The organism is Kutzneria sp. CA-103260, assembly GCF_018263855.1.
GTDB lineage: Bacteria > Actinomycetota > Actinomycetes > Mycobacteriales > Pseudonocardiaceae > Kutzneria.
Window position 1 is genome coordinate 6,224,650 of sequence record NZ_CP073318.1, and the last position, 19,971, is coordinate 6,244,620.

Annotated in this window: 18 protein-coding genes; 7 read left to right on the plus strand and 11 right to left on the minus strand. The window is 69.7% G+C overall.

Features of this window, described 5'->3' with window-relative positions; all coding sequences use genetic code 11:
• Positions 1-3: 3 nt before the first annotated feature.
• Positions 4-1,137: an FAD-dependent oxidoreductase gene (locus JJ691_RS27215; protein WP_211762469.1), complete on the plus strand. Its 1,134-nt coding sequence runs from the start codon at positions 4-6 to the stop codon at positions 1,135-1,137.
• On the opposite strand, the gene JJ691_RS27220 is transcribed toward JJ691_RS27215, so the two are convergent.
• Together JJ691_RS27220 and JJ691_RS27225 are read right to left on the minus strand one after the other, a co-directional pair.
• Positions 1,134-3,038 carry a serine/threonine-protein kinase gene (locus JJ691_RS27220; RefSeq protein ID WP_249227044.1) on the minus strand — a complete coding sequence of 635 codons (1,905 nt, stop codon included), beginning with the start codon at positions 3,036-3,038 and terminating at the stop codon, positions 1,134-1,136. The genes JJ691_RS27215 and JJ691_RS27220 overlap by 4 nt on opposite strands.
• Positions 3,039-3,306: 268 nt before the next feature.
• On the minus strand, positions 3,307-5,979 hold the full coding sequence (locus JJ691_RS27225; protein ID WP_211762470.1) for a lectin: 2,673 nt from the start codon (positions 5,977-5,979) through the stop codon (positions 3,307-3,309).
• Positions 5,980-6,238: 259 nt separating this feature from the next.
• Between JJ691_RS27225 and JJ691_RS27230 the strand changes: the two genes are divergently transcribed.
• Complete coding sequence (locus JJ691_RS27230; protein ID WP_249227045.1) at positions 6,239-7,504, plus strand: alginate lyase family protein; 1,266 nt, start codon at positions 6,239-6,241, stop codon at positions 7,502-7,504.
• A gap of 23 nt (positions 7,505-7,527) precedes the next feature.
• Positions 7,528-9,471 carry a right-handed parallel beta-helix repeat-containing protein gene (locus JJ691_RS27235; protein WP_211762471.1) on the plus strand — a complete coding sequence of 648 codons (1,944 nt, stop codon included), beginning with the start codon at positions 7,528-7,530 and terminating at the stop codon, positions 9,469-9,471.
• 106 nt (positions 9,472-9,577) lie between these two features.
• Here JJ691_RS27235 and JJ691_RS27240 read toward each other — a convergent pair whose 3' ends face one another.
• The 3 genes from JJ691_RS27240 to JJ691_RS27250 form a co-directional block, all read right to left on the minus strand.
• Positions 9,578-10,336, minus strand: coding sequence for a class I SAM-dependent methyltransferase (locus JJ691_RS27240; protein ID WP_249227046.1), 759 nt, complete (start codon positions 10,334-10,336; stop codon positions 9,578-9,580).
• A 264-nt stretch (positions 10,337-10,600) separates the two neighbouring features.
• Positions 10,601-11,008: a VOC family protein gene (locus tag JJ691_RS27245; protein WP_211762473.1), complete on the minus strand. Its 408-nt coding sequence runs from the start codon at positions 11,006-11,008 to the stop codon at positions 10,601-10,603.
• A gap of 54 nt (positions 11,009-11,062) precedes the next feature.
• Positions 11,063-11,422 (minus strand): helix-turn-helix domain-containing protein, encoded by a 360-nt coding sequence (locus JJ691_RS27250; RefSeq protein ID WP_211771750.1) that lies wholly within the window; start codon positions 11,420-11,422, stop codon positions 11,063-11,065.
• A 143-nt stretch (positions 11,423-11,565) separates the two neighbouring features.
• Here JJ691_RS27250 and JJ691_RS27255 point away from each other — a divergent pair, with 143 nt between their 5' ends.
• The 4 genes from JJ691_RS27255 (at position 11,566) to JJ691_RS27270 (ending at position 15,700) form a co-directional block, all read left to right on the plus strand.
• Complete coding sequence (locus JJ691_RS27255) at positions 11,566-12,093, plus strand: NADPH-dependent FMN reductase (RefSeq protein ID WP_211762474.1); 528 nt, start codon at positions 11,566-11,568, stop codon at positions 12,091-12,093.
• 627 nt (positions 12,094-12,720) lie between these two features.
• Positions 12,721-14,019, plus strand: coding sequence for an MFS transporter (locus JJ691_RS27260; protein ID WP_211762475.1), 1,299 nt, complete (start codon positions 12,721-12,723; stop codon positions 14,017-14,019).
• Positions 14,020-14,064: 45 nt separating this feature from the next.
• Entirely contained in the window at positions 14,065-14,997 is a 933-nt protein-coding gene (locus JJ691_RS27265) for a DUF3152 domain-containing protein (protein ID WP_211762476.1), read from the plus strand.
• A gap of 118 nt (positions 14,998-15,115) precedes the next feature.
• Positions 15,116-15,700: a DUF6292 family protein gene (locus tag JJ691_RS27270; RefSeq protein ID WP_211762477.1), complete on the plus strand. Its 585-nt coding sequence runs from the start codon at positions 15,116-15,118 to the stop codon at positions 15,698-15,700.
• 62 nt (positions 15,701-15,762) lie between these two features.
• On the opposite strand, the gene JJ691_RS27275 is transcribed toward JJ691_RS27270, so the two are convergent.
• The 6 genes from JJ691_RS27275 to JJ691_RS27300 form a co-directional block, all read right to left on the minus strand.
• Entirely contained in the window at positions 15,763-15,966 is a 204-nt protein-coding gene (locus JJ691_RS27275) for a cold-shock protein (RefSeq protein WP_211762478.1), read from the minus strand.
• A gap of 364 nt (positions 15,967-16,330) precedes the next feature.
• Entirely contained in the window at positions 16,331-16,939 is a 609-nt protein-coding gene (locus tag JJ691_RS27280) for a malonic semialdehyde reductase (protein WP_211762479.1), read from the minus strand.
• 28 nt (positions 16,940-16,967) lie between these two features.
• A complete protein-coding gene (locus JJ691_RS27285; RefSeq protein ID WP_211762480.1) occupies positions 16,968-18,287 on the minus strand; it encodes a nucleobase:cation symporter-2 family protein in 1,320 nt (439 codons plus the stop codon).
• 47 nt (positions 18,288-18,334) lie between these two features.
• Entirely contained in the window at positions 18,335-18,661 is a 327-nt protein-coding gene (locus JJ691_RS27290) for a DUF3817 domain-containing protein (RefSeq protein WP_211762481.1), read from the minus strand.
• Positions 18,662-18,665: 4 nt separating this feature from the next.
• Positions 18,666-19,067 (minus strand): hypothetical protein, encoded by a 402-nt coding sequence (locus tag JJ691_RS27295; protein ID WP_249227047.1) that lies wholly within the window; start codon positions 19,065-19,067, stop codon positions 18,666-18,668.
• A gap of 24 nt (positions 19,068-19,091) precedes the next feature.
• Positions 19,092-19,922: a lytic transglycosylase domain-containing protein gene (locus tag JJ691_RS27300; RefSeq protein WP_211762482.1), complete on the minus strand. Its 831-nt coding sequence runs from the start codon at positions 19,920-19,922 to the stop codon at positions 19,092-19,094.
• Positions 19,923-19,971: the final 49 nt, after the last annotated feature.

Genomic DNA, 19,971 nt, shown 5'->3' on the forward strand with positions numbered 1-19,971 from the left:
CCCATGACGATCACGATCATCGGAGCCGGTCTCGGCGGCCTGGTGCTGGCCAGAGTCCTGCACGTGCACGGCATCCCGGTCACGGTCCACGAGGCGGACCCCTCGCCGGCCGCCCGCCGCCAGGGCGGCCTGCTCGACATCCACCCCTGGAACGGCCAGCCGGCGCTGGAAGCGGCCGGCCTGACCGAAGGGTTCCGCGAGCTCGTCCTGGCCGGCCGAGAGGCATATCGGATCATGGACCAGCAGGGAACCGTGCTGCTGGACCGACCCGACGACGGCACGGGCGAACGTCCCGAGGTGCCACGCGGCGAGTTACGGCAGCTGCTGCTCGATTCGCTGCCCGACGGCACTGTCCACTGGGGACGGAAGGCGACCGGCGTGCGGGCGCTCGGCGAGGGCCGCCACGAGGTGAGCTTCGCCGACGGCATAACCATCATGACGAGCGTGCTCGTGGGCGCGGACGGCGCGTGGTCGAAGGTTCGTCCGTTGCTGTCGGACGCCACCCCCGAGTACTTCGGCGTCGCGGTCGTCGAGACGTTCCTGTTCGACAGCGACAACCGCCATCCCGCCGCCGCGAAGGCGGTCGGCGCTGGAGCTCTGTACGCGCTGGCTCCAGGCAAGGGATTCCTTGCCCACCGCGAACGCGGCGGGACCCTGCACAGCTACGCCCAGTTGATGAAACCTCAGGACTGGCTCGCCAAAGCCAAAGCCGAAGTCGAAGTCGACGCCGCCACCATGACCGAACGAGTCGCCGAGGAGTTCGACGGCTGGGCCCCAGAGCTCACCGCCCTGATCAGCGACAGCGACACGCCGCCGGTGCTGCGCCGCATCTTCACGCTGCCGGCCGGGCACCGCTGGGATCGAGCGCCGGGAGTGACCCTGCTCGGCGACGCCGCCCACCTCCGGCCGCCGAACGGCGAGGGTGCCAACCTGGCCATGCAGGACGGGGCCGAACTCGGCCAGGCCATCGCCGCCCATCCTGACGACGTCGAAGCCGCGCTCACCCGGTACGAACAGGGCATGTTCGCCCGCGCCGCCGCCGTCGAGGCGGACGACGACGACATCTACCCGATCATGTTCGGCGACGACGCGCCCCACGGCATGGTCGCCGCGCTGAGCAGCGCCGAACAGGGCTAGATCCGGCGGGTCACTGTGGTGACGGGGCCCTTCTGGGCGACGCCGGAGTTGGCGAGCCAGCCGTCGAGCTGCTGCTGGACGCGGCCCAGGGTGGGGCGGCGGCCGGGGTCCTTGTCGAGGGAGGCCATCAGCAGCCGCCGGTGCACGGAACGCTCGGGCAGATTGGTGTTGGGCTCGGCGTTGGCCCCGGCGAGCAGGGCGGCCATGGGGTTCTCGCGGGTGCCGCGGGGCGGGTGGCCGGTGAGGGCGTAGCTGACGGTGGCGGCGAGCTGCCAGGCGTCGGAGGCGGGGCTGGCGGTCTCGCCGCGGGCGACCTCGGGGGCCAGGTAGTCGGGGGTGCCCATCATCATGCCGGTGGCGGTGAGGGTGGAGTCGCCCCGCCGCCTCGCCAGGCCGAAGTCGATCAGGTGCGGCAGGCCCTCGGGGTCGATGATCACGTTGGATGGCTTGAGGTCCCGGTGCAGCACGGACTTCTCGTGGGCGGCGCCGAGGGCCCCGGCGAGGGTGGACCAGAGGCGGGCGGCGGCCACGTCGTCGAGTAAGCCGTTGCGCTGCATGGTCTGCGCCAGCGACATGCCCTCGACGTACTCCATCACGATGGCGATGCCGTCCTGCTCCTCGAGGATGTCGTAGACGTGCACGCAGTTCTCGTGGCGGACCGCGGCCAGCGCCCGGGCCTCCCGGTACATGCGCTCCTGGGTGTCGGCGTCGGAGGTGTGGGCGATCTTGATGGCGACCTGGCGGTTCAGGTTGCCGTCCATGGCCAGCCACACCTTGCCGAAGCCGCCGGCCCCGAGCTGGCGGATGCGGCGGAACCGGCCGCCGAAGGAGTCGCCGGTGCTGTCGAACTTGGTGGGCGCGTCCAGCGGGTTGTAGACGGTCTTGTCCGGGTCCGGCGCGGGCGTGGTGGCCCACGGCAGCGGGCCGGGAGTCATGGCCAGGCCACCGGCGGCGGCCGACGGCGGCGGCTGCACGCGGGTGGACGGCGGCAGCGGCCGGGGCTGTGGCTGGAACTGGGTCTGCGGCCGCGGCTGCACCGGTGGGCGCTGCGGCTGGGGCTGCGGTTGGGGCTGGGCCTGGGTGTACATCTTGGTCGGCGGGTTCTGCCGGGGCATGGCCGCCTGCGTCTGGGGCTTGGCCGGCGGCAGCGAGGGCGGCGCCGGCCGGTGCTCCCCCAGCGCCTTGGCCCCGGGCTCGTCCGCGGCGGAGGCGTGCTTGGGATTGGGGTGCAGCACGGCGTCGCTGGGCGTGCCGAGCATCTTCACGGCCAGCACGCCGACCGCGCTGACCGGCAGGAAGCCCAGCCAGAGCAGCCCGACCACGCCGACCGGCAGGCTCAGGGTGGAGAACACCAGGATGATGTACGGGGCGTAGAACAGCCGGGCCGGCCAGCGGGCCCCGCCGCGGAAGGCGTTCTTGGCCTGCTTGGTGATCCAGAACAGCACGAACACCGGCACCACGACCAGGGCGGCGATGGACAGCCACCGCTCCGGGCCGATCACCCCGCCGCTGATCGCCTCGGCCCCCAGCGGCGTGTCCCCGAGCAGCCGGTTCTGGGGGGCCAGCACATAGCAGAACTTGTAGGTCAGGCTGGCCGCGCCGACCAGCTGCTGCGGGGCGTCGCGCAGCGCGTAGGCCGCCCCGGAGAACGCCGAGAACGGCAACAACAGGTTGCCGACCACGCCGATGCCGGTGAACAGCATCACCATCACCGGGTTGTAGTTGTTGCCGGTGACCTTGCGGATGAGGGCGACCACCATCGCCGCGGCGATCGGGGCCAGCGCGAAGAAGCCGCCGGTGATCACCGTCGTCAGCACCCAGTCGCCGTTGCAGACCTGCCATCCGAACGCGCTGTGCAGTCCAGACAGCAAGCCGATCACCAGCGCGCCGACACCATCCACGAAGCCACTCTATCGCCGAGCTGTCCTTGATAGCCCGTACAGAGCACAACCGTGTCTTTGCCGCCGCGTTCCGCGTCGGGGCTCGGCCCCTCGGACCCGCTGCCTTCGCTGGCCGGATTTTTCGAGGGCCGCACGTGCCGAGTGGCGGGGCACGTCGAGTGGCGGCCCTCAAAAAATCCGGCGGACACTCCAGGCAGCGGCGGGGCCGAGCACTTTCTCATGTTGGCGGCCGAGGGCCATTCACTTGAACGACCCCCGGCCAGATGAACTAGGGCAACGCCCAGGCCTGGGCGTTGGAGTTGTTGCAGTCGTAGATCTGGAGTTGGGTGCCGTTGGTGGTGGTGCTGTTGGGGTCGTCCAGGCAGCGGCCGGACTGGGGGTTGACCAGGCCGGCGCCCTGGACCTTCCACTGCTGGGCGCCGGAGCCGTTGCAGTCGTAGAGCTGCACCTTCACGCCGTTGGCGGTGCCAGAGCTGGTCACGTCCACGCACTTGCCCATGACCTGGAGGCTGCCGTCGCCGGGCGCGGCGAAGCGCTGGGCGTTGCTGCTGTTGCAGTCGTAGAGCTGGATCGCGGTGTTGTTGCCGAGGCCGCTGTGGTTGTCGTCGGCGCACTTGCCGGCGATGCCGGACGTGATGGGGCCGGTCTTCACGTAGGGAGCACCGGTGCCGGGGTAGGACGGCGGCGCGGAGGACGTGGCCCACGAGGTGTTGGCGGTGGTGCCGAGCACGTAGTCAAGCGTCCCACCGGTGTTGACGATTGACGGTGACAGGAACGCGTTGTTCCACGTGGATCCATTGAGGGACAACGACTGCACGTACGGCGCGTTGTCGGCGGCCTGCGGGGCGTTCACGGTCAGCGTGTGCCCGCCGGGCAGCGTGATCACGGTCTGGGTGAACATCGGGCTGCCCAGGGCCAGGTCGGCGGTGCCCGGGGTCTCCGGGAACATGCCCAGCGCCGACCACACGTACCAGGCGCTCATGGTGCCCAGGTCGTCGTTGCCGGCCAGGCCGTTCGGCTTGTCGGTCCAGATCTGGTCCTGGACCTGCCGAATCACCTGCTGCGTCCGGTACGGCTGACCGACGTAGTCGTACTCCCAGGGCAGTTCGATGCTGGGCTCGTTGCCCAGGTCCGACTTGCTGCCACCGGCCCCGTTGAATCCGGACAGCACGCTGTTCAGATACGACTGGTACGCCGCGTTACCGCCGAACGCGGTGGCCAGGCCGTGAATGTTGAACGGCACCATGCCGGTGTACTGCCACGAGGTGCCCTCGACGAAATTGTCGCCGCTGGTGGCGCTGAATCCGCCGGTCCAGGAACCGTCGGCCTGCCGAGGCTGCATGAACTTGCTGGAGGTGTTGAACAGGTTCACCCATTCCTGGGCCCGGTTGGCGAACTTGGTCTGGTTGGCGGTGTCGCCGAGCGCCCCGGCGAACGCCGACAGGGCGAAGTCGGCGGTGTTGTACTCCAGCTGCGTGGACACCGGGCCGTAGAAGTTGCAGCAGTTCCACTGGCCGTCGGCCGGCAGGTAGCCCGGCGTCGTGAGGTAGTTCTGACCAGGGCGGATGTTGCCCTGCGTGGACGCCTCGTGCACCATGGCGGCCAGCGCGGCCGAGGTGTCGAAATTACGGGCGCCGAAAGCGTAGTAGTCGGCGAGAATGGCCGTGCCGGGGTCGCCGACCATCACGTACGTTTCACCGTTGTTCAACGCCCACTTGGGCAGCATCCCGCTCTGCGCGTAGTCGTTGACCATGGACTGGGCGATGTCGCTGACGATATCCGGGGCGACCATCGCCGACAGCTGGGCCTGGGCCCGATATATGTCCCAGCCGGAGAAGTTGGCGTATTGCGCGTGCCCGCCGGTCACCGAGTGCACCTTGTTGTCGAATCCGATGTACTGCCCGTTCGAATCGGAGAAGACGTTCGGGTGCAACAGCGCGTGATACAGGGCCGTGTAGAAGGTCTGCTGCTGGGTGGTGGTGCCGCCGGCGATGGCTATTCGCCCCAGCATGGTGTTCCACGCCGAGTGCGCGGCCTGGTGCACCGAGTCGAAGTCCCAGTTGGGGTTCTCGGTGTCCCGGTTGCCCTGGGCGTTGGCCGTCGACACGTACGAGACGCCGACCTTGGCCTGCAGGACCTGGTTGGCGGTGGTGTCGAAGGTCAGGTACTCGCCGGAGGGCCCGGTCAGCTGCGGGGTGGCGGTCTGCGGCTGGGCCGGGGCGCCCGGGCGGGTGGTGTTCGGCGCCGGCCCCGAGGCGGAACTGAAGGTGCCGTTCACCGTGAACGGATGGTCGAACTTGGCGGCGAAGTACACCGTGTACGTCGCGGAAGCGCCACAGAAATGGCCGGTGGTGACCGATCCGACGACCTCGGTGTTGCTGACCGCCGTCACGGTGGTGTTGCTGACCGAGTTCTGGCTGCCGGCCAGCTTGATCAGCAGGTTGGCCTGCTTGGTCGCCGGGAAGGTGAAGCGGCCCATGCCGGATCTGGTGGTCGTGGTCAGCTCGGTGGTGATGCCGGAGTTGAGCTTGACCTTGTAGTAGCCGGCGTCGGCCTGTTCGTTGGCGTGCGAGAACGCCGCTGTCGCGCCGCCGTTGACGGCGCCGGTGGTGGGCAGGAAGGGCACATCGCCCATGGCCCCGCAGCCGGGACCGGCGATGTGGGTGAGGCTGAAGCCGGTGATCGAGGAGTCGTTGTATTCGTAGCCGCCGCCGTCGGGCCGGCTGGGCGTGTCCGGGCTCCACTGGACCATGCCGAACGGCGAGTCCGCGCCCGGGAAGTCATCGGCGGCGTTGCTGGTGCCGATGAACGGGTTGACGATCGAGGCAGGGTCGGCCACTAGCGAGGGCTGTGCCGGGGCCGCCGATGCAGAGGGGATCGGCCCGAGCGGAATGAGCAGGGTCGCCAGCGCGGCCAACGCCAGCGTCGGGGTTAAGGCCATCAAGTTCACCCTTTCGCGATGACATCGTTGTCATAACCACCGATATGAACATCGGCCGCCCCAGCGGCCCGACGCACCGCCGAGCGGCCGATCATGACCATCGGTCACGTCGACCATGCGGCCCAGGGACGAACCGGATACATCGGAGGACTGTTGACCGGGGGCCGTGCACCCGCGTAGAAAGTCACTGCCGCGCGCCACCGCCACGCCGTGCTCGTTCCACACGAGCGCGGCTCGTTCCTCGTGAGGACGTGCATAGGTGATCGGTCAGCTCGGTGCGGCGCTGGTGACAACGGTGGGCCTGGTCCTGGCCCCGTTGTGCCACGACGCGGCCTCAGTGAAACCCCCGCACACCGTGGTGATGGACGGCCATGCCCTGGCCGCGACCAAGGTGCGGCTGGTGACGGGCACCGCGTCCCAGGCGACCCGCACCGCGTACAACCTGCTCGTCAAGACCGCCGACGCGGACCTGACGGCCGGTCCGTGGTCGGTGATGGACAAGCCCCAGACCCCGCCCAGCGGCGACAAGCACGACTACATGAGCCAGGCCCCCTACTGGTGGGCCGGGCCCAAGACGCCGGACAACCCGATGGGCTGCCCGTACGTCAACAAGGACGGCCAGCGCAATCCCGAGGCCGACGCGATCACCGACCACACCTACCGGATGGTGGCCTGGGACGCGATCCGGGACCTGGCGCTGGCCTGGTACTACACCGGCGACGCGCGCTACGCCGCCCGCGCCGAGCTGGACATCCGCACCTGGTTCCTGAACCCGGCCACGGCGATGAACCCGAACCTGAACTTCGCCCAGATCATCCCGTGCAGCACCAAGATCTCCGGCACCGGCATCATCGACTCCTCGCAGAGCCTGACCCAGGTGCTGGACGCGATCACCGTGCTGGAGTCGGGCGCGCCCGGCTGGAGCGGCAAGGACTCGACCGGCCTGAAGGCCTGGTTCACCAAGTTCCTGGACTGGATGCAGACCAGCCCGCAGGCCAAGCTGGAGCTGGCCGCCACCAACAACCACGGCAGCTTCATCGACCAGCAGAACGCCGCGATGGCCGCCTACATCGGCAACACCAAGCTGGCCAAGAGCATTGTCGAGTCGGTGAAGCTGAACCGCATCGACAAGCAGATCAAGCCCGACGGCAGCCAGCCGCTGGAGCTGACCCGCACGATGTCGTGGCACTACTCCAACTTCAACCTGGTGGCGCTGGGCCGGCTGGCCGAGATCGGCCAGAACCTGGGCATCGACCTGTGGCACTACACCAGCCCCAGCGGCGGCAACATCCTCAAGGCGGTCGACTTCCTGATCCCGGCCGCGGAGAAGGGCCAGAGCGCCTGGCCGTACCAGCAGATCAACGTGTTCGACCAGTCGATCGCCGTGGACATCTTCCACGCGGCCGCCGACCAGGCCCACGACAAGGCCGCCGGCGCGGCGATCGCCAAGACCCCGGTGCCGGCCCTGGGCGACCTGTGGCCCGTCCGGCCCGGCGTGACCTCCCTCGACCCGCCGCTCAAGTGACCGCCTGACAGGAGTTCTCAACGATGAAGCCACTGCGCGGTGGCGTGCTGCTGGCTGCCCTGCTCACGGTGAGCATGGCGGGCATCGGGCACGCCGACGCGGCGACCACGGTCTACGTGTCGCCGACCGGATCGGATGCCAACCCGGGCACCAGCGCCTCGGCCCCGCTCAAGACCGTGGGCCGGGCCCAGCAGGTCGTGCGGGGCCTGGTCGCCGGCCAGACCGGGGACATCACCGTGAGCCTGGCCGACGGCGTGTACCCGCTGTCGTCCACGTTGTCGTTGGGCGCCAACGACAGTGGGACGGGCGGGCACAACGTGGTGTGGACCGCGGCGACCGGGGCCCATCCGGTGCTCAGTGGCGGCATCGGGATCACGGGATGGACGAAGTCGGACGCCGGCAAGAACATCTGGTCGGCGCCTGCACCGTCCACTCTGGACACCCGTCAGCTGGACGTGAACGGCGTCCGGGCTCAGCGGGCGAGTGGGCAACTGCCCGTCACGCTGACCCGGACGGCCACCGGCTACACCGCTTCGGCGTCCACGATGGCCGGTTGGCGCAACCCGAGTGACATCGAGTTCGTGTACCGGGGCGGGCTCGGCGCGTGGACCGAGCCCCGCTGCCCGATCGGCTCGATGTCCGGCAAGACCATCACGATGGCCCAGCCGTGCTGGAACAACTCGGAGAAGCGCGTGATGCGCACCGACGGTTCCGGCCGCACGTACGAACTCGTTGGCCGGCAGGCGATCACCGAGTCGCCGACGCTGGTGGAGAACGCCTACGAGCTGCTCGACTCCCCCGGCGAGTGGTACCTCGACCGGGCCAAGCACACCGTCTACTACATCCCGCGCAGCGGCGAGAACCTCGCCACCGCAACGGTCACCGCGCCGCAGCTGGAGCACCTGGTGACCGGCGACGGCGTGCACAACGTGGTGTTCAACGGCATCCAGTTCTCCTACGCGACCTGGTTGCAACCCAACACATCCGAGGGCTTCTCCGAGATACAGGCCAACTACACGCTGACCGGCGCGCACGGCTGGGACCAGCAGGGCCTGTGCAAGTTCGTGCCCGGCGGCACCTGCCCGTACGGGGCGTGGACCAAGCAGGGCGCGGCGGTGACCCTCACCGGCGACCAGAACGTGCAGTTCACCGACGACTCGTTCACGCATCTCGGCGGCACCGGGCTGGATCTGGGCACCGGCTCGCAGAACGACCTGGTCAAGGGCAGCGTGTTCACCGACATCTCCGGCAACGGCCTGGCCCTGGGCGGCGTCGACGTGGTCACGCCGACCGCCGCGCAGCGCACCAGCAACGACCAGATCGTCGACAACCACGTGTACAACGTGGCCTCGGAGTTCGTCGGCGGCATCGGCATCGACATCGGCTACGTCGAGCACGCCACGGTCTCGCACAACCAGATCGACCACGTGCCCTACACCGGCATCTCCATCGGCTGGGGCGGCTGGCCGGACAAGGTGAAGCTGCCGGCGCAGCCGAACTACTCCAACAACAACACGCTGGCCAACAACCTGATCTTCGACCACATGCAGCTACTCAACGACGGGGCGGCCATCTACACCAACGGCATCACCGGCTCCTCGCTGGCCGGCGGCGAGCACATCACCGGCAACCTGTTCCACGACCAGACCGGCAAGGGCCACGTGATCTACACCGACAACGGGGCCAGCTACATCACCATCACCGGCAACGGCGTGTACAGCACCGGCGCGGCCAACGCCTGGGGCAGCAAGCACGTGGACTACACCGCCAACGACGGCAACTACGACCCGCTGGACATCGAGAACAACTACTGGCAGAACGGGTCCGGCGACTCGAACTCGAAGAAGGTCGTGCTGAAGAACAACCACGCCATCACCGGCGCGAGCGGCGTGCCGGCGAGCATCGTGGCCAACGCCGGCATCGAGAAGGCCTACACCGGCATCCTGAACTGGAAGCCGGCCGCCTGACCTCCATGTCATGAAGGGCCCCTTCCGCACGTTCAACGTCAGGAAGGGGCCCTTCATGACGTTGAACGCCAGGAAAGCCCCCTTCCCAACACTCGGGGCCGGCGCGCTACGGCACGCGACGGGCGAGGTGGGCGACGAGGTCGGCGTTGACCTCGACCATCTCGGGCAGGACGTCGAGGATCCGGCTGTACACCTGTTCCCGCGTCGCGGCCGGCAGTTCGAGATAGGCCGAGATGGTGGACAGCAGGCCGACGTAGTCGTGCGCACTCATCATCGAGCGGCGTTCCACCACGGACTGCTGAACGTCCTCGAACAGGTCGGACTGCTGGAGCTCGGTGCCTGGCCACTGCATGGCCTGCTCCGGCGGCGTTCCGTCCGGCGAGGGAATCTCGTCGCTGTCCAGGAACGGAGCTCGGGCCGCGTTCACGGCCGCCAGCAGCGCCGGGTCGGCCAACAGGGTTCGGCCGCCGACCGAGGCGAACACGCCGCCGGGTTCCAGCATCGCGGCCACGCGCGGCCACCGGTTGTCCGGATTAGTCCAGTGCAATGAGGCTGCCGCGTAGACCAGCCCGTAGCCACCGCCCGGCGGCAGGTCCTCGAAGGCGGCGTGCACGGTCTCGACGGTCGGCAATTGCTTGCGCAGCTCCGCCAACATGGCTTCGTCGGGATCAGTCGCGGTGACCGCGATTCCCCGCTGTGCGAACAGCCGCGTGGCCTTGCCCGTGCCCGCGCCGATCTCCAGGGCTGTCCGCACCGGCCGGCCCGCGTAGGCCAGCACCAGGTCGGCGAGGCTGTCGGGATAACCGGGCCGGAACCGCTCGTAGGTCTCCGCCACCGCTCCGAAACTCAAGGCACGCCCAGACATGAAGAGCATCCTGGCACGGGGCGAGCGGTTGACGCCCGGCGATTTTCGGCGGCCGAGCCGGGCAGGATGCCCTGCACATCCCACCCGGCCCACGTCGGGACGGCAACACCAGCGGGTGGCGGCCCGCTGCCACTGCCTACCCAGTCGGCCGCGATCCGTCCGCGCGGACGTCTTTCTTCGCATCGCCTGCCGTGGCGAGCGTAACGAGCCCACCGGTTCCGCCGGTCCGGCCGCGACGTCGGGCAGGGATATCCCCCACGAGCGTCAGAGGGCCTGGCTGAAGCGGATCGCGTTGCCGAACGGGTCGCGCAGGCCGCAGTCGATGCCGTAGTCGCGCTTGGTCGGCTGGTCGGTGAACTCGACGCCCTTGGCCAGCAGCGTCTCGTACGTCTTCTGGCAGTCGTCGGTGGTGAAGAACAGGGTGCCGGCCATCGCGCCCTTGGTCAGCAGTTCCCGCACCTGGTCGGCGGTGGCCTCGTCCATGCGGGGCGCGCCCGGCTTCTCCAGCAGGATCTCCCGGTCCTTCTCCCCCGGGACGTTGACCGTCAGCCACCGCATGAAGCCGAGATCGGCGTCGGTGTTGACCTCCAGGCCGAGCTTGCCGACGTAGAAGTCGAGCGCCTCGTCCTGGTCGAGCACGAAGATCTGGGAAATCTTGATTCCGGTGAACATGCCGCAGACGCTAGTGCCGGCGGCCGGGCCGGCGCTTATCCAAAACTGCTGTCTTCACCCGTGGGGTCGCATCCACGACATCGCGAAGCAGGTCGGCACCGCCGCCAGCGGCCCGCGGGCCCGGTAGTCCGACGGCGTCTCGCCGACGATGTCCCGGAAGGTGCGGCTGAACGTGCCCAGGCTGGTGAAGCCCACCTCCAGGCAGATGTCCGTGACGCTGCGGTCGCCGGACCGCAGCAGGAACATCGCCCGTTCCACCCGCCGCCGCTGGAGATAGCGGTGCGGCGTCTCCCCGAACGTCGCCCGGAAGGTCCGGCTGAAGTGGGCCGGCGACACGTGCGCGATCCGGGCCAGCGCCGCCACGTCCAGCGGCTGCGCGTAGTTCCGGTCCATGGCGTCCCGGGCCCGCAGCATCCGGCGGTTGATGTCCTCCACGGCACGGCTCACGGCCCGATGACATCACATGACGGCGGCCGGCCCGGTCACCCGCTGCCCCTTCGTGGCCAGATGATGGGAACGGTTGCGGGCCGCCGGGCTCGGTGAGGATGCTCGGGGGCATGTCCATCACCAGCGGCGTGCTCGTCGGCAATCCCCGTCCCGCTTCCCGCACCCTCGGCGCCGCCGTCGCGCTGCGCGACGCCGTGCACCTCGTGCTCGGCGACGCCACGGCCGGCCCCGTCGTCGACGCGGCCGAGCTGGCCCAGGAGGTGTTCGCCCCCGGCGCCACCGCGGTCAAGGCCGCCCTGGAGTCACTGGCCGCGGCCAAGGTCCTCGTCGTCGCCTCCCCCACCTACAAGGCCACCTACACCGGCCTGCTCAAGGCCGTGCTCGACCAGGCCCCCGCCGGCTGGCTCAAGGGCGTCGTCGCGCTGCCGCTCCAGGTCGCCGCGTCCGACAAGCACGCCCTGGCCGTCGACCTCCACCTTCGCCCCGTGCTCGTCGAGCTCGGCGCCACCGTGCCCGGCCCCGGCGTGTTCGTGAACGAGGCCCGCCTGGCCGGCGACCGCGACGCCCTGGCCAAGGAACTGGCCGAAGAGCTGGAGTCCACCGGCACCGCCGACGCGCTGCGAGCCCTGCTCCGCTGAGTTCCCTCGGGGTGTCCCTGCGCAATCACCGGCGCACCTCCCGCGGAGCGACGGGCCGGGCGACCCTTCCGGGCACGGCCCGCCGCGCGCCGCCGACGACGGCGTGCCCGAACCTCTGGCCATTCCCGACGGCTCCTCAACGCCCATCGGAGTGCCGCTCACCACTCCTGGCCACCAGTGCCGCACTCCTGGCCCGCAGCGCGGCACTCCTGGCAAGCAGCACGGCGCTCTCCGCACGCAACTCCTTGGCCGTGTCTCGCAGCTCTTCGTGCGAGGCCGGTCGATGGGCGACAGCAGAACCAAGCTCGTCACAGTCCAGATGGGCATGCATCCGCAGCCTCCTCAGGCTCGTCCAACCGGGACACTTCTGGCCCTCAACGACCTTGCGGGCATGCCCTTGGACACAAGCACCTACAGGGGATACCCCTCACAATTGATCGTTTAACACCGCACCGGCCGCGCCATGCGCTCTTCGCTGTCCTCGGCCCCGCTGAACGGCCCGCCAGTGGATCACCGCCAAGCCGTCTCCAGGCCGTGAGACTCCGGACAGGGCCAGGCGCAACCGGACCCCACCGGCACTCTGATCACCGCTCCGCTAAGTTCCCCGGGGTGTCCGTAGCAGCGAGAATGAACCGTTTGCCCATCACGCGGTCGCACCGGCTGGCCACGGTGGCCATCGGCCTGGGCCTGTTCTTCGACATCTATGAGATCTTCCTGGCCGGCACGCTGTCCACCGTGCTGGTCGCGCAGTTCCATCTGGACAAGGCGATCCTGCCGGCGGTGCTGGCCTCGACGTTCGTGGGCATGTTCGTGGGGGCGATCCTGCTCGGCCGGCTGGCCGACCGGATCGGGCGGCGGCGGGCGTTCCTGGTCAGCCTGGGCGTGTACTCGCTGTTCTCGCTGCTCGGGGCGGCCAGCATCGGGCCGTGGACGCTGATGGTGAGCCGGTTCTTCGCCGGTGTGGGCGTCGGCGCGGAGCCGGCGGTGTCGGACACCTATCTCGGCGACCTGCTGCCGCCGCGCAAGCGCGGCCTCTACACCGGCATCGCGTACACGCTGTCGTTCGTCGGCGTGCCGACGGTGGGCTTCCTGGCCGCCTGGCTGGTGCCGACCGGCCCGGAGGCGTGGCGCTGGCTGTTCGTGATCGGCGCGGCCGGCGCGGTGATCGTGTTCCTGCTGCGGACCGGCCTGCCCGAGTCGCCGCGCTGGCTGGAGTCGGTGGGCCGGCACGAGGAGGCCGAGCGGATCGTCGCCCGGTTCGAGGCCGAGGCCGGCGGCGACCTGCCGGAGCCGGTGGCCGACGAGACGCCGAACACCACCGGCTCGGTCGGCTCGCTGCTGCGGCCGCCCTACCGCCGGCGGACGATCATGATGTCGGTGTTCCACCTGCTCCAGACGTTCGGCTACTACGGCTTCGGCACGCTGGTGCCGATCGTGCTGGCGGCCAAGGGCTATCCGATCGTGCAGTCGCTGCTGTTCAGCGGCATCACATTCGTCGGCTACCCGGTCGGGGCTGCGCTGTCGCTGCCGATCATCGAGCGGGTCGAGCGCAAGCACCTGGTGATCGTGTCCGGCCTCGGTATGGCGGTGTGCGGGCTGGCCTTCGGCTTCGCCTCGTCCGAGGCGCTGATCCTGACCTTCGGCTTCCTGTACACGGCCGTGAGCAACGTGTTCAGCAACGCCTTCCACGTCTACCAGGCGGAGATCTTCCCCACCGGGCTGCGCTCCACCGCGGCCGGCGCCACCTACTCGCTGTCCCGGTTGTCCAGCGCGGCCATGCCGTTCGTGCTGGTGCCGCTGCTGCACGCGACCAACTCGGCGGTGCTGTTCGCCGTGGTCGCCGCGGCCATGGTCGGCGTGGCGCTGGACGTGGGCCTGCTCGGGCCGCGCACCACCGGCCGGGATCTGGAATTGGTCAACATCTGAGCAAACCCGTCGGCCTACTCGCGCGTAGTCATCACCGTGGGACGAATGACGGCGAGTGGACGACTACGGGCGGCCCGGCAACACACGCGGCGGGCGGCGCAGCCTTTGGCCGCGCCGAGCGAGCCGCCTCGCCCGAGCCGCCGCAAGCCCGGCACCGGCTGGCTGGTGTACGTGTTTCCGCTGGTCATAGCCCTGACCGCGATCACCGCGTTCCGGATCGTCAAGGAGCCGCCGGCCGAGCCCGAGCCGACGCCCACCCCGGCCGCCGGCACCTCCGCGCCCGTCTCCATCGGCGAGGCCCCGCCCGGCGCGAAGTTCGCCAAGCAGCTGGCCTCGGCCGAACTGCCCGACGGCGGCCCGCTGCCGGCCGCCGGCAAGGGCACCTTCCACGTCGTGCCCGGCGCCTCGCCGCAGGTCGGCAAGGGCAAGCTCACGACGTACACCATCGAGGTCGAGGACGGTTTCCAGCCGGTCGGCGGGGACAACGACTTCGCCGCCACCGTGCAGGCCACCCTGTCCAACCCCAAGAGCTGGATCGGCGGCGGGCAGATCGCCCTCAAGCGCGTCGACGCCGGCAAGCCCGATCTGCACATCCGGCTGGCGTCCCAGCAGACCGCCCGCAGCCCCCAGGTCTGTGGCTTCGACATCCCGTACGACACGTCCTGCCGCCTCGGCGACGCCGTCTACCTCAACGACGCCCGCTGGGAACGCGGCGCCGTGGCCTTCCAGGGCAACATGCTGCTGTACCAGCAGTACGCGGTGAACCACGAGGTCGGCCATTTCTTCGGCGGCAACCACCAGCCCTGCGCCGACAACGGCGGCCTGGCCCCGGTGATGATGCAGCAGACGTTGAGCACCGCCAACAACGACCTCGCCGAGCTCACCACCCAGAACCCGCAGGGCATCGTGATCCCGCACGATGGCAAGGTCTGCCAGCCCAATCCCTGGCCGTTCCCGGTCGCGGGCCAGGGTCGGTGAGCCGCCCCTGCGGTACGGTGGCCTGGTCGGGGGTACCTCGCACGCCGGCGTTCGAGCCGGCGTCGGTCCCGGCGATCCGACCGGCCGCGTGATTCCGGCCGGAGACGGGAGCGCCGACATGTCGTCGGATCGCGTGCCCAACGGTGACACCGCCCGGATGTCCAAAGTCCACGCGGACGCGCAGCAGACGTTACGCACCCAGCAGGCGCTGGCCGCCCGCACCGTCGCCGGCCACTGCCTCGACGAGGCTGATCGCGGCACCCTGCTGGAGATGCTCGGTCTGGTCGACGACGAGGGGCGGGAGGACGTCACGAGGGCGCTCACCCTCGGTCTGACCGGCTATCTACGGGCCGTGGCCAACGCCGTCGGCGAGCCCGCCGCCGGCACGTCGTGCGAGGTCAGCGACACCGCCACCGCGTACATCGGGCTGACCGTCAAGGGGCCACGGGACCTGATGCTGGTGTGGAGCGAGCGTGACGGCTGGGCCGTGCTGGTGGAGACCGCTCCGGCCGAGTCGCCCATCGTCGTCTCCCGCCTCGGCGGTGACGATCCCGCGCCGCCGCCGTGGGTGGTCTCGCGCTTCGTCTCCGACACGCTGGCCGAGGTCCCGAGCCAGCCCTCGCCGCAGGCCCACCACCGGCAGAACCGGCAGCAGCTGGCCGACCGCCTCGCCGCCTACGCCGCGCCAACCGAGCTCAACTAGCCCGGAAACGGATCCGCGCCCGGCGGCAACTGCCACCGGGCGCGGATTCACGGGCGTCGTGCTCAGACGGCGCTGACCGCCTGGGCCTGCGGGCCCTTCTGGCCCTGGCCGACCTCGAACTGCACGCGCTGGTTCTCCTCCAGCGACTTGAAGCCGTTGCCCTGGATCTCCGAGTAGTGCACGAACAGGTCGGCGCCGCCGCCGTCCGGGGAGATGAAGCCGAAGCCCTTCTCCGAGTTGAACCACTTCACGGTGCCCTGCGCCATGTTTTTCTCCTCTACAGGTGTCTTCCGGTCCGCCGCGGCTGCCACGGACCAAGCCGCATGCGGCGGGGAGCTCTTCCTGGAGGAATTCGTACGCCCGCGACACTGTTTCGCGAGCGCGTGAATGAACACGAACACAAAACCAACGACTACCGCCAGTCAACCACACGGGGTCCCCCACGACAAAACCCGTGTCGGCCACGCCACCCCGCCTGCCAGCAGGAACGCATGCGTGAGCACTCGACCGCTGGATCGTCCGCGTGCCGATCCGGCTCTGACCCCTCGATGCCGGGAAGGGGGCTTTCCCTGCGTTGAACGCGAGGAAAGCCCCCTTCCCGGCATCGGGTCGCTCGCCCGATGGGACGACTCAGATGACCTCGGCGGCCTCGTCGAACTCGAGGCGAGGCAGGCGGGGGAACCAGGCCTCGGGGCCGGGCTTGCCGATGTTGACCACGACCAGGGGCTCCTGGGTGCCGTCGGCGAAGAACTCCTGGCGCACGCCGGCGGCGTCGAAGCCGGTCATGGGGCCGGCGGCGAAGCCGGCGGCGCGCACGCCCAGGATGAAGTAGCCGACCTGGAGCAGGGCGTTGAAGCGGGCCATCTGCTCGCGCTGGGACAGCTCGGGGAAGCGGTCCTTGGCGTTGGGCACGTGCGGGAAGGTCCGGTGCAGGTGCTCGTGGAAGTCGCTGTCGGCGGACAGGATGGCGACCACGGGGGCGGTGGCGGTCTTGGGCCGGTTGCCCTCGGCCATGAAGGGCAGCAGCCGCGCCCGAGCCTCGTCGGAGCGCACGAAGGTGACCCGCAGGGGCTGGATGTTCATGCTGGTCGGGGCCCACTTGACCAGGTCGTAGATGGCCCGCAGCTGCTCGTCGGAGACGGGCTCGTCGGAGAAGGTGTTGGCGGTGCGGGCCTCGTGGAACAGCAGCTCCTGGGCGGAGCGCTCGAGCTCGAGGACATCAAGGGTCGCTGAGGTCATGCCCGGTCCAACGAGGCTGAACGCTCAACTATTTCGAGTCAGAAGGTTGAGTGTTCACCCTCACACCGTTGAAGAGCAGGTTGAGCAACACGGCGGCGATGCTGCCGGCGCTGATGCCGGAGTTCATGATGGTCTGGAACCAGCCCGGGAACTGGGCGTACACGGTGGGCGCGGCCACCGGGACCAGGCCGATGCCCAGGGCCACGGCCACCACCATGAGGTTGGAGCCGCCCTCGAACGACACAGTCCGAAGCATCCGCACGCCGCCGGCGGCCACCGAACCGAACATGACGATGCCGGCCCCGCCCAGCACGGGCATCGGCACCGAGGCGACGATCTCGCCCAGCACCGGGAACAGCCCCAGCAGCACGAGAATGCCGCCGGCGGTGGCCACCACGTACCGGCTGCGCACCCGGGTCAGCGCGACGAGCCCGACGTTCTGCCCGAACGCGGTGTACGGGAAGGTGTTGAACACGCCGCCGAGCAGACTGGACAAGCCGTCCGCGCGTAGCGCCCGGGTCAGCGTCACGGTGTCCACCGGCCGGTCCACGATCTCCCCGACGGCCAGCACACTGCCGCTGGTCTCGGTCATGGTCACCAGCATCACGATCACGAACGCCACGATCGCGCCCGGCTCGAAGGTCGGCAGTCCGAAGTGGAACGGCGTGCTGACCTCGACCAGCGGCGAACCGCCCACATGCGAGAAATCGGCCAGCCCCAACGGAATCGCCACCAGGGTGCCGACCACGATGCCGACCAGGACGGCGATCCGGCCGAGCAGGCCGGGCACAAAACGGTGCACCAGAACAACAAGCACCAACACACCGAAGGCGACGGCCAGGTTCAGCGGCTTGCCGAAGCCGGGCGCGCCGGTGCCGCCGGCGGCCCAGCCGACCGCGACCGGCAGCAGGGACACGCCGATCACCAGGATGATCGTGCCGGTCACCACCGGCGGGAAGAACCGGGTCAGTTTGGCGAAGTACGGCGCGATCAGCACCACCATCAACCCGGACACGATGATCGCGCCGTAGCCGGCCGGCAGCCCGCCGCCGGTGGTGCCGATCATCACCATCGGCGTCACGGCCGCGAACGTGCAGCCCTGCATGATCGGCAGCCGGGCCCCGAACACCCAGACTCCCAGGCACTGCAACAGGGTCGCCACCCCGGACACCAACAGGTCGGCGTTGACCAGGTAGCCGATGTCCGCAGTGGACAGATGCATCGCGCCGCCGACGATGAGCGGCACGGCCACCGCGCCGGCGTACATGGCGAGCACGTGCTGCAGGCCGAACGTGAGCAACTGACCGGCGGGAAGCCGCTGGTCGACAGGGTGCGCGGAGCGGGTCATCGGCGGAGTCTAGGTCCGCCGCGTTACCACCGCGTCACGCAGTGCCGTCAGGCCACCGGGGAGGTCGTCTCGTTCTCGGCCAGCTGCGCCTGCACGCGGTGGGTGACCTTGCGCTCGGCCACGAAGGACAGGAACGGGATGGTACCGGCCAGCAGCACACCCAACGTGTACAGCGGCTGCCACTTGCTCTTCAGCGACAGGTCGAAGGCGAACGCCAGGTAGACCATGTAGAAGAAGCCGTGGATCGGGCCGACGATGGCGACCAGGGTCGGCGCGTCCGAGGCGTACTTCAGGATCACGCCGACGGTCAGCACGAGCAGTCCGACACCGGTCAGGTAGGCCATGAACCGGAACCGGGCGAGGGAGCCCTTCATCGACTTACTCTCCGTCTCTCGCGCTCAGCGCCGCGAGGTAGCTGTTGTACTGCGCCATCGCGTCGTCCACCGGCTCGGCGGCCGCGGTGCGCCACTCGGTCGGCGACCGGCGGGGCTTGGCCGCGAGCACGGGAGCCTCCTCGACCACGGTCTCGGCCGCCGCCTCGGCGGTCTGCTCAGACGCGCGACGCTCCTTGTCCAGCTGCCACATCCGCCAGTACATGAACGGGATGAACAGGCCGAACAGCGGCCACTGCAGGGCGTAGCCGAGGTTCTGCAGGGTGCCGGACGACTCCTGCGACCGGTCCCACTGCCACACACCGAGCCGGAAGCAAGCCAGCATGGCCGCGAGGGCCACCAGGTGCACCAGCAGCCAGCGGGGGGCTAGCAGTCCGCGAAGAACCACGTTGACGACGGTAACACCGACGGGTCAGTGGCCCGCACTGGCCTTGGCCGCGGCGTCGGCCACGCTGAAGACCTTCTGCCCGTATTCCACCGAGTTGTTGTAGGACAGCACGGCCGCCCACCACCCGGCCGCGGTGGCCAGGTCCCGGCCTCCGGCGCACAGGTAGCGCCCGGCGGTGACGGTGGCGTCGTCGATGTTCTGCGGGTTGGCCACCCCGTCGCCGTTGCCGTCGGAGGCCCAGTTCCGCCAGGTGGACGGGATGAACTGCATGGGGCCGACGGCGCGGTCGTGCACCGGGTCGCCGTCCAGGGCGCCGCCGTCGGTGTCGGAGATGTTGGCCACGCCCGAGCCGTCCAGCGGCACGCCGATGATCGGCTTCGACTCGTCGCCGTTGGGGAGCAGCGTGGCCCCACCGAAGCGGCCGTGGTCGGACTCGATACGGCCGATGCCGGCCAGCATCGTCCACGGCAGATGGCAGGACGGCTGCACCTTGGCCAGGGTCAGGTCGGCGTTGGCGTACGCGCGCAGCGCGCGGGCCGGGATGCCGGTGGCCGCGGACACGCGGGTCAGCCAGGCCTCGGCGGTCTCCTCCCGCCCGGCCGCGGCGGCCTGCGCCGAGGGTTGGGCGGCGTCGGCGGCCGGAGCCGCCGCACCTACCTGCACCGGCGCGGGTTTGACGTGCAGCGCGGGGAAGTCCTGGGCCACGGGATGGGGAGTCGGCGTGCTGGCCCGCTGGACCAGCCACAGCGCCGCGCCCGCCACCGCGAGCACCACAAGGACAACCAGCAGCCGGAACACCACCCTCGGTGGGCGAGCGGACGACGGTGTCGTCGGCTCGGACTGCTGGATCGCCATCACCACAGGCTACTCACAAGTAGCCACAAAACCACTGGCTACCGGCGGC

Excerpts from the sequence above, each read along its gene's own strand:
- JJ691_RS27215 (WP_211762469.1), top strand. The coding sequence starts at position 4 with ATGACGATCACGATCATCGGAGCCGGTCTCGGCGGCCTGGTGCTGGCC.
- JJ691_RS27225 (WP_211762470.1), bottom strand. The coding sequence starts at position 5,979 with ATGGCCTTAACCCCGACGCTGGCGTTGGCCGCGCTGGCGACCCTGCTC.
- JJ691_RS27235 (WP_211762471.1), top strand. The coding sequence starts at position 7,528 with ATGAAGCCACTGCGCGGTGGCGTGCTGCTGGCTGCCCTGCTCACGGTG.
- JJ691_RS27240 (WP_249227046.1), bottom strand. The coding sequence starts at position 10,336 with ATGTCTGGGCGTGCCTTGAGTTTCGGAGCGGTGGCGGAGACCTACGAG.
- JJ691_RS27245 (WP_211762473.1), bottom strand. The coding sequence starts at position 11,008 with ATGTTCACCGGAATCAAGATTTCCCAGATCTTCGTGCTCGACCAGGAC.
- JJ691_RS27250 (WP_211771750.1), bottom strand. The coding sequence starts at position 11,422 with ATGCTGCGGGCCCGGGACGCCATGGACCGGAACTACGCGCAGCCGCTG.
- JJ691_RS27255 (WP_211762474.1), top strand. The coding sequence starts at position 11,566 with ATGTCCATCACCAGCGGCGTGCTCGTCGGCAATCCCCGTCCCGCTTCC.
- JJ691_RS27260 (WP_211762475.1), top strand. The coding sequence starts at position 12,721 with ATGAACCGTTTGCCCATCACGCGGTCGCACCGGCTGGCCACGGTGGCC.
- JJ691_RS27265 (WP_211762476.1), top strand. The coding sequence starts at position 14,065 with ATGACGGCGAGTGGACGACTACGGGCGGCCCGGCAACACACGCGGCGG.
- JJ691_RS27270 (WP_211762477.1), top strand. The coding sequence starts at position 15,116 with ATGTCGTCGGATCGCGTGCCCAACGGTGACACCGCCCGGATGTCCAAA.
- JJ691_RS27275 (WP_211762478.1), bottom strand. The coding sequence starts at position 15,966 with ATGGCGCAGGGCACCGTGAAGTGGTTCAACTCGGAGAAGGGCTTCGGC.
- JJ691_RS27280 (WP_211762479.1), bottom strand. The coding sequence starts at position 16,939 with ATGACCTCAGCGACCCTTGATGTCCTCGAGCTCGAGCGCTCCGCCCAG.
- JJ691_RS27285 (WP_211762480.1), bottom strand. The coding sequence starts at position 18,287 with ATGACCCGCTCCGCGCACCCTGTCGACCAGCGGCTTCCCGCCGGTCAG.
- JJ691_RS27290 (WP_211762481.1), bottom strand. The coding sequence starts at position 18,661 with ATGAAGGGCTCCCTCGCCCGGTTCCGGTTCATGGCCTACCTGACCGGT.
- JJ691_RS27300 (WP_211762482.1), bottom strand. The coding sequence starts at position 19,922 with ATGGCGATCCAGCAGTCCGAGCCGACGACACCGTCGTCCGCTCGCCCA.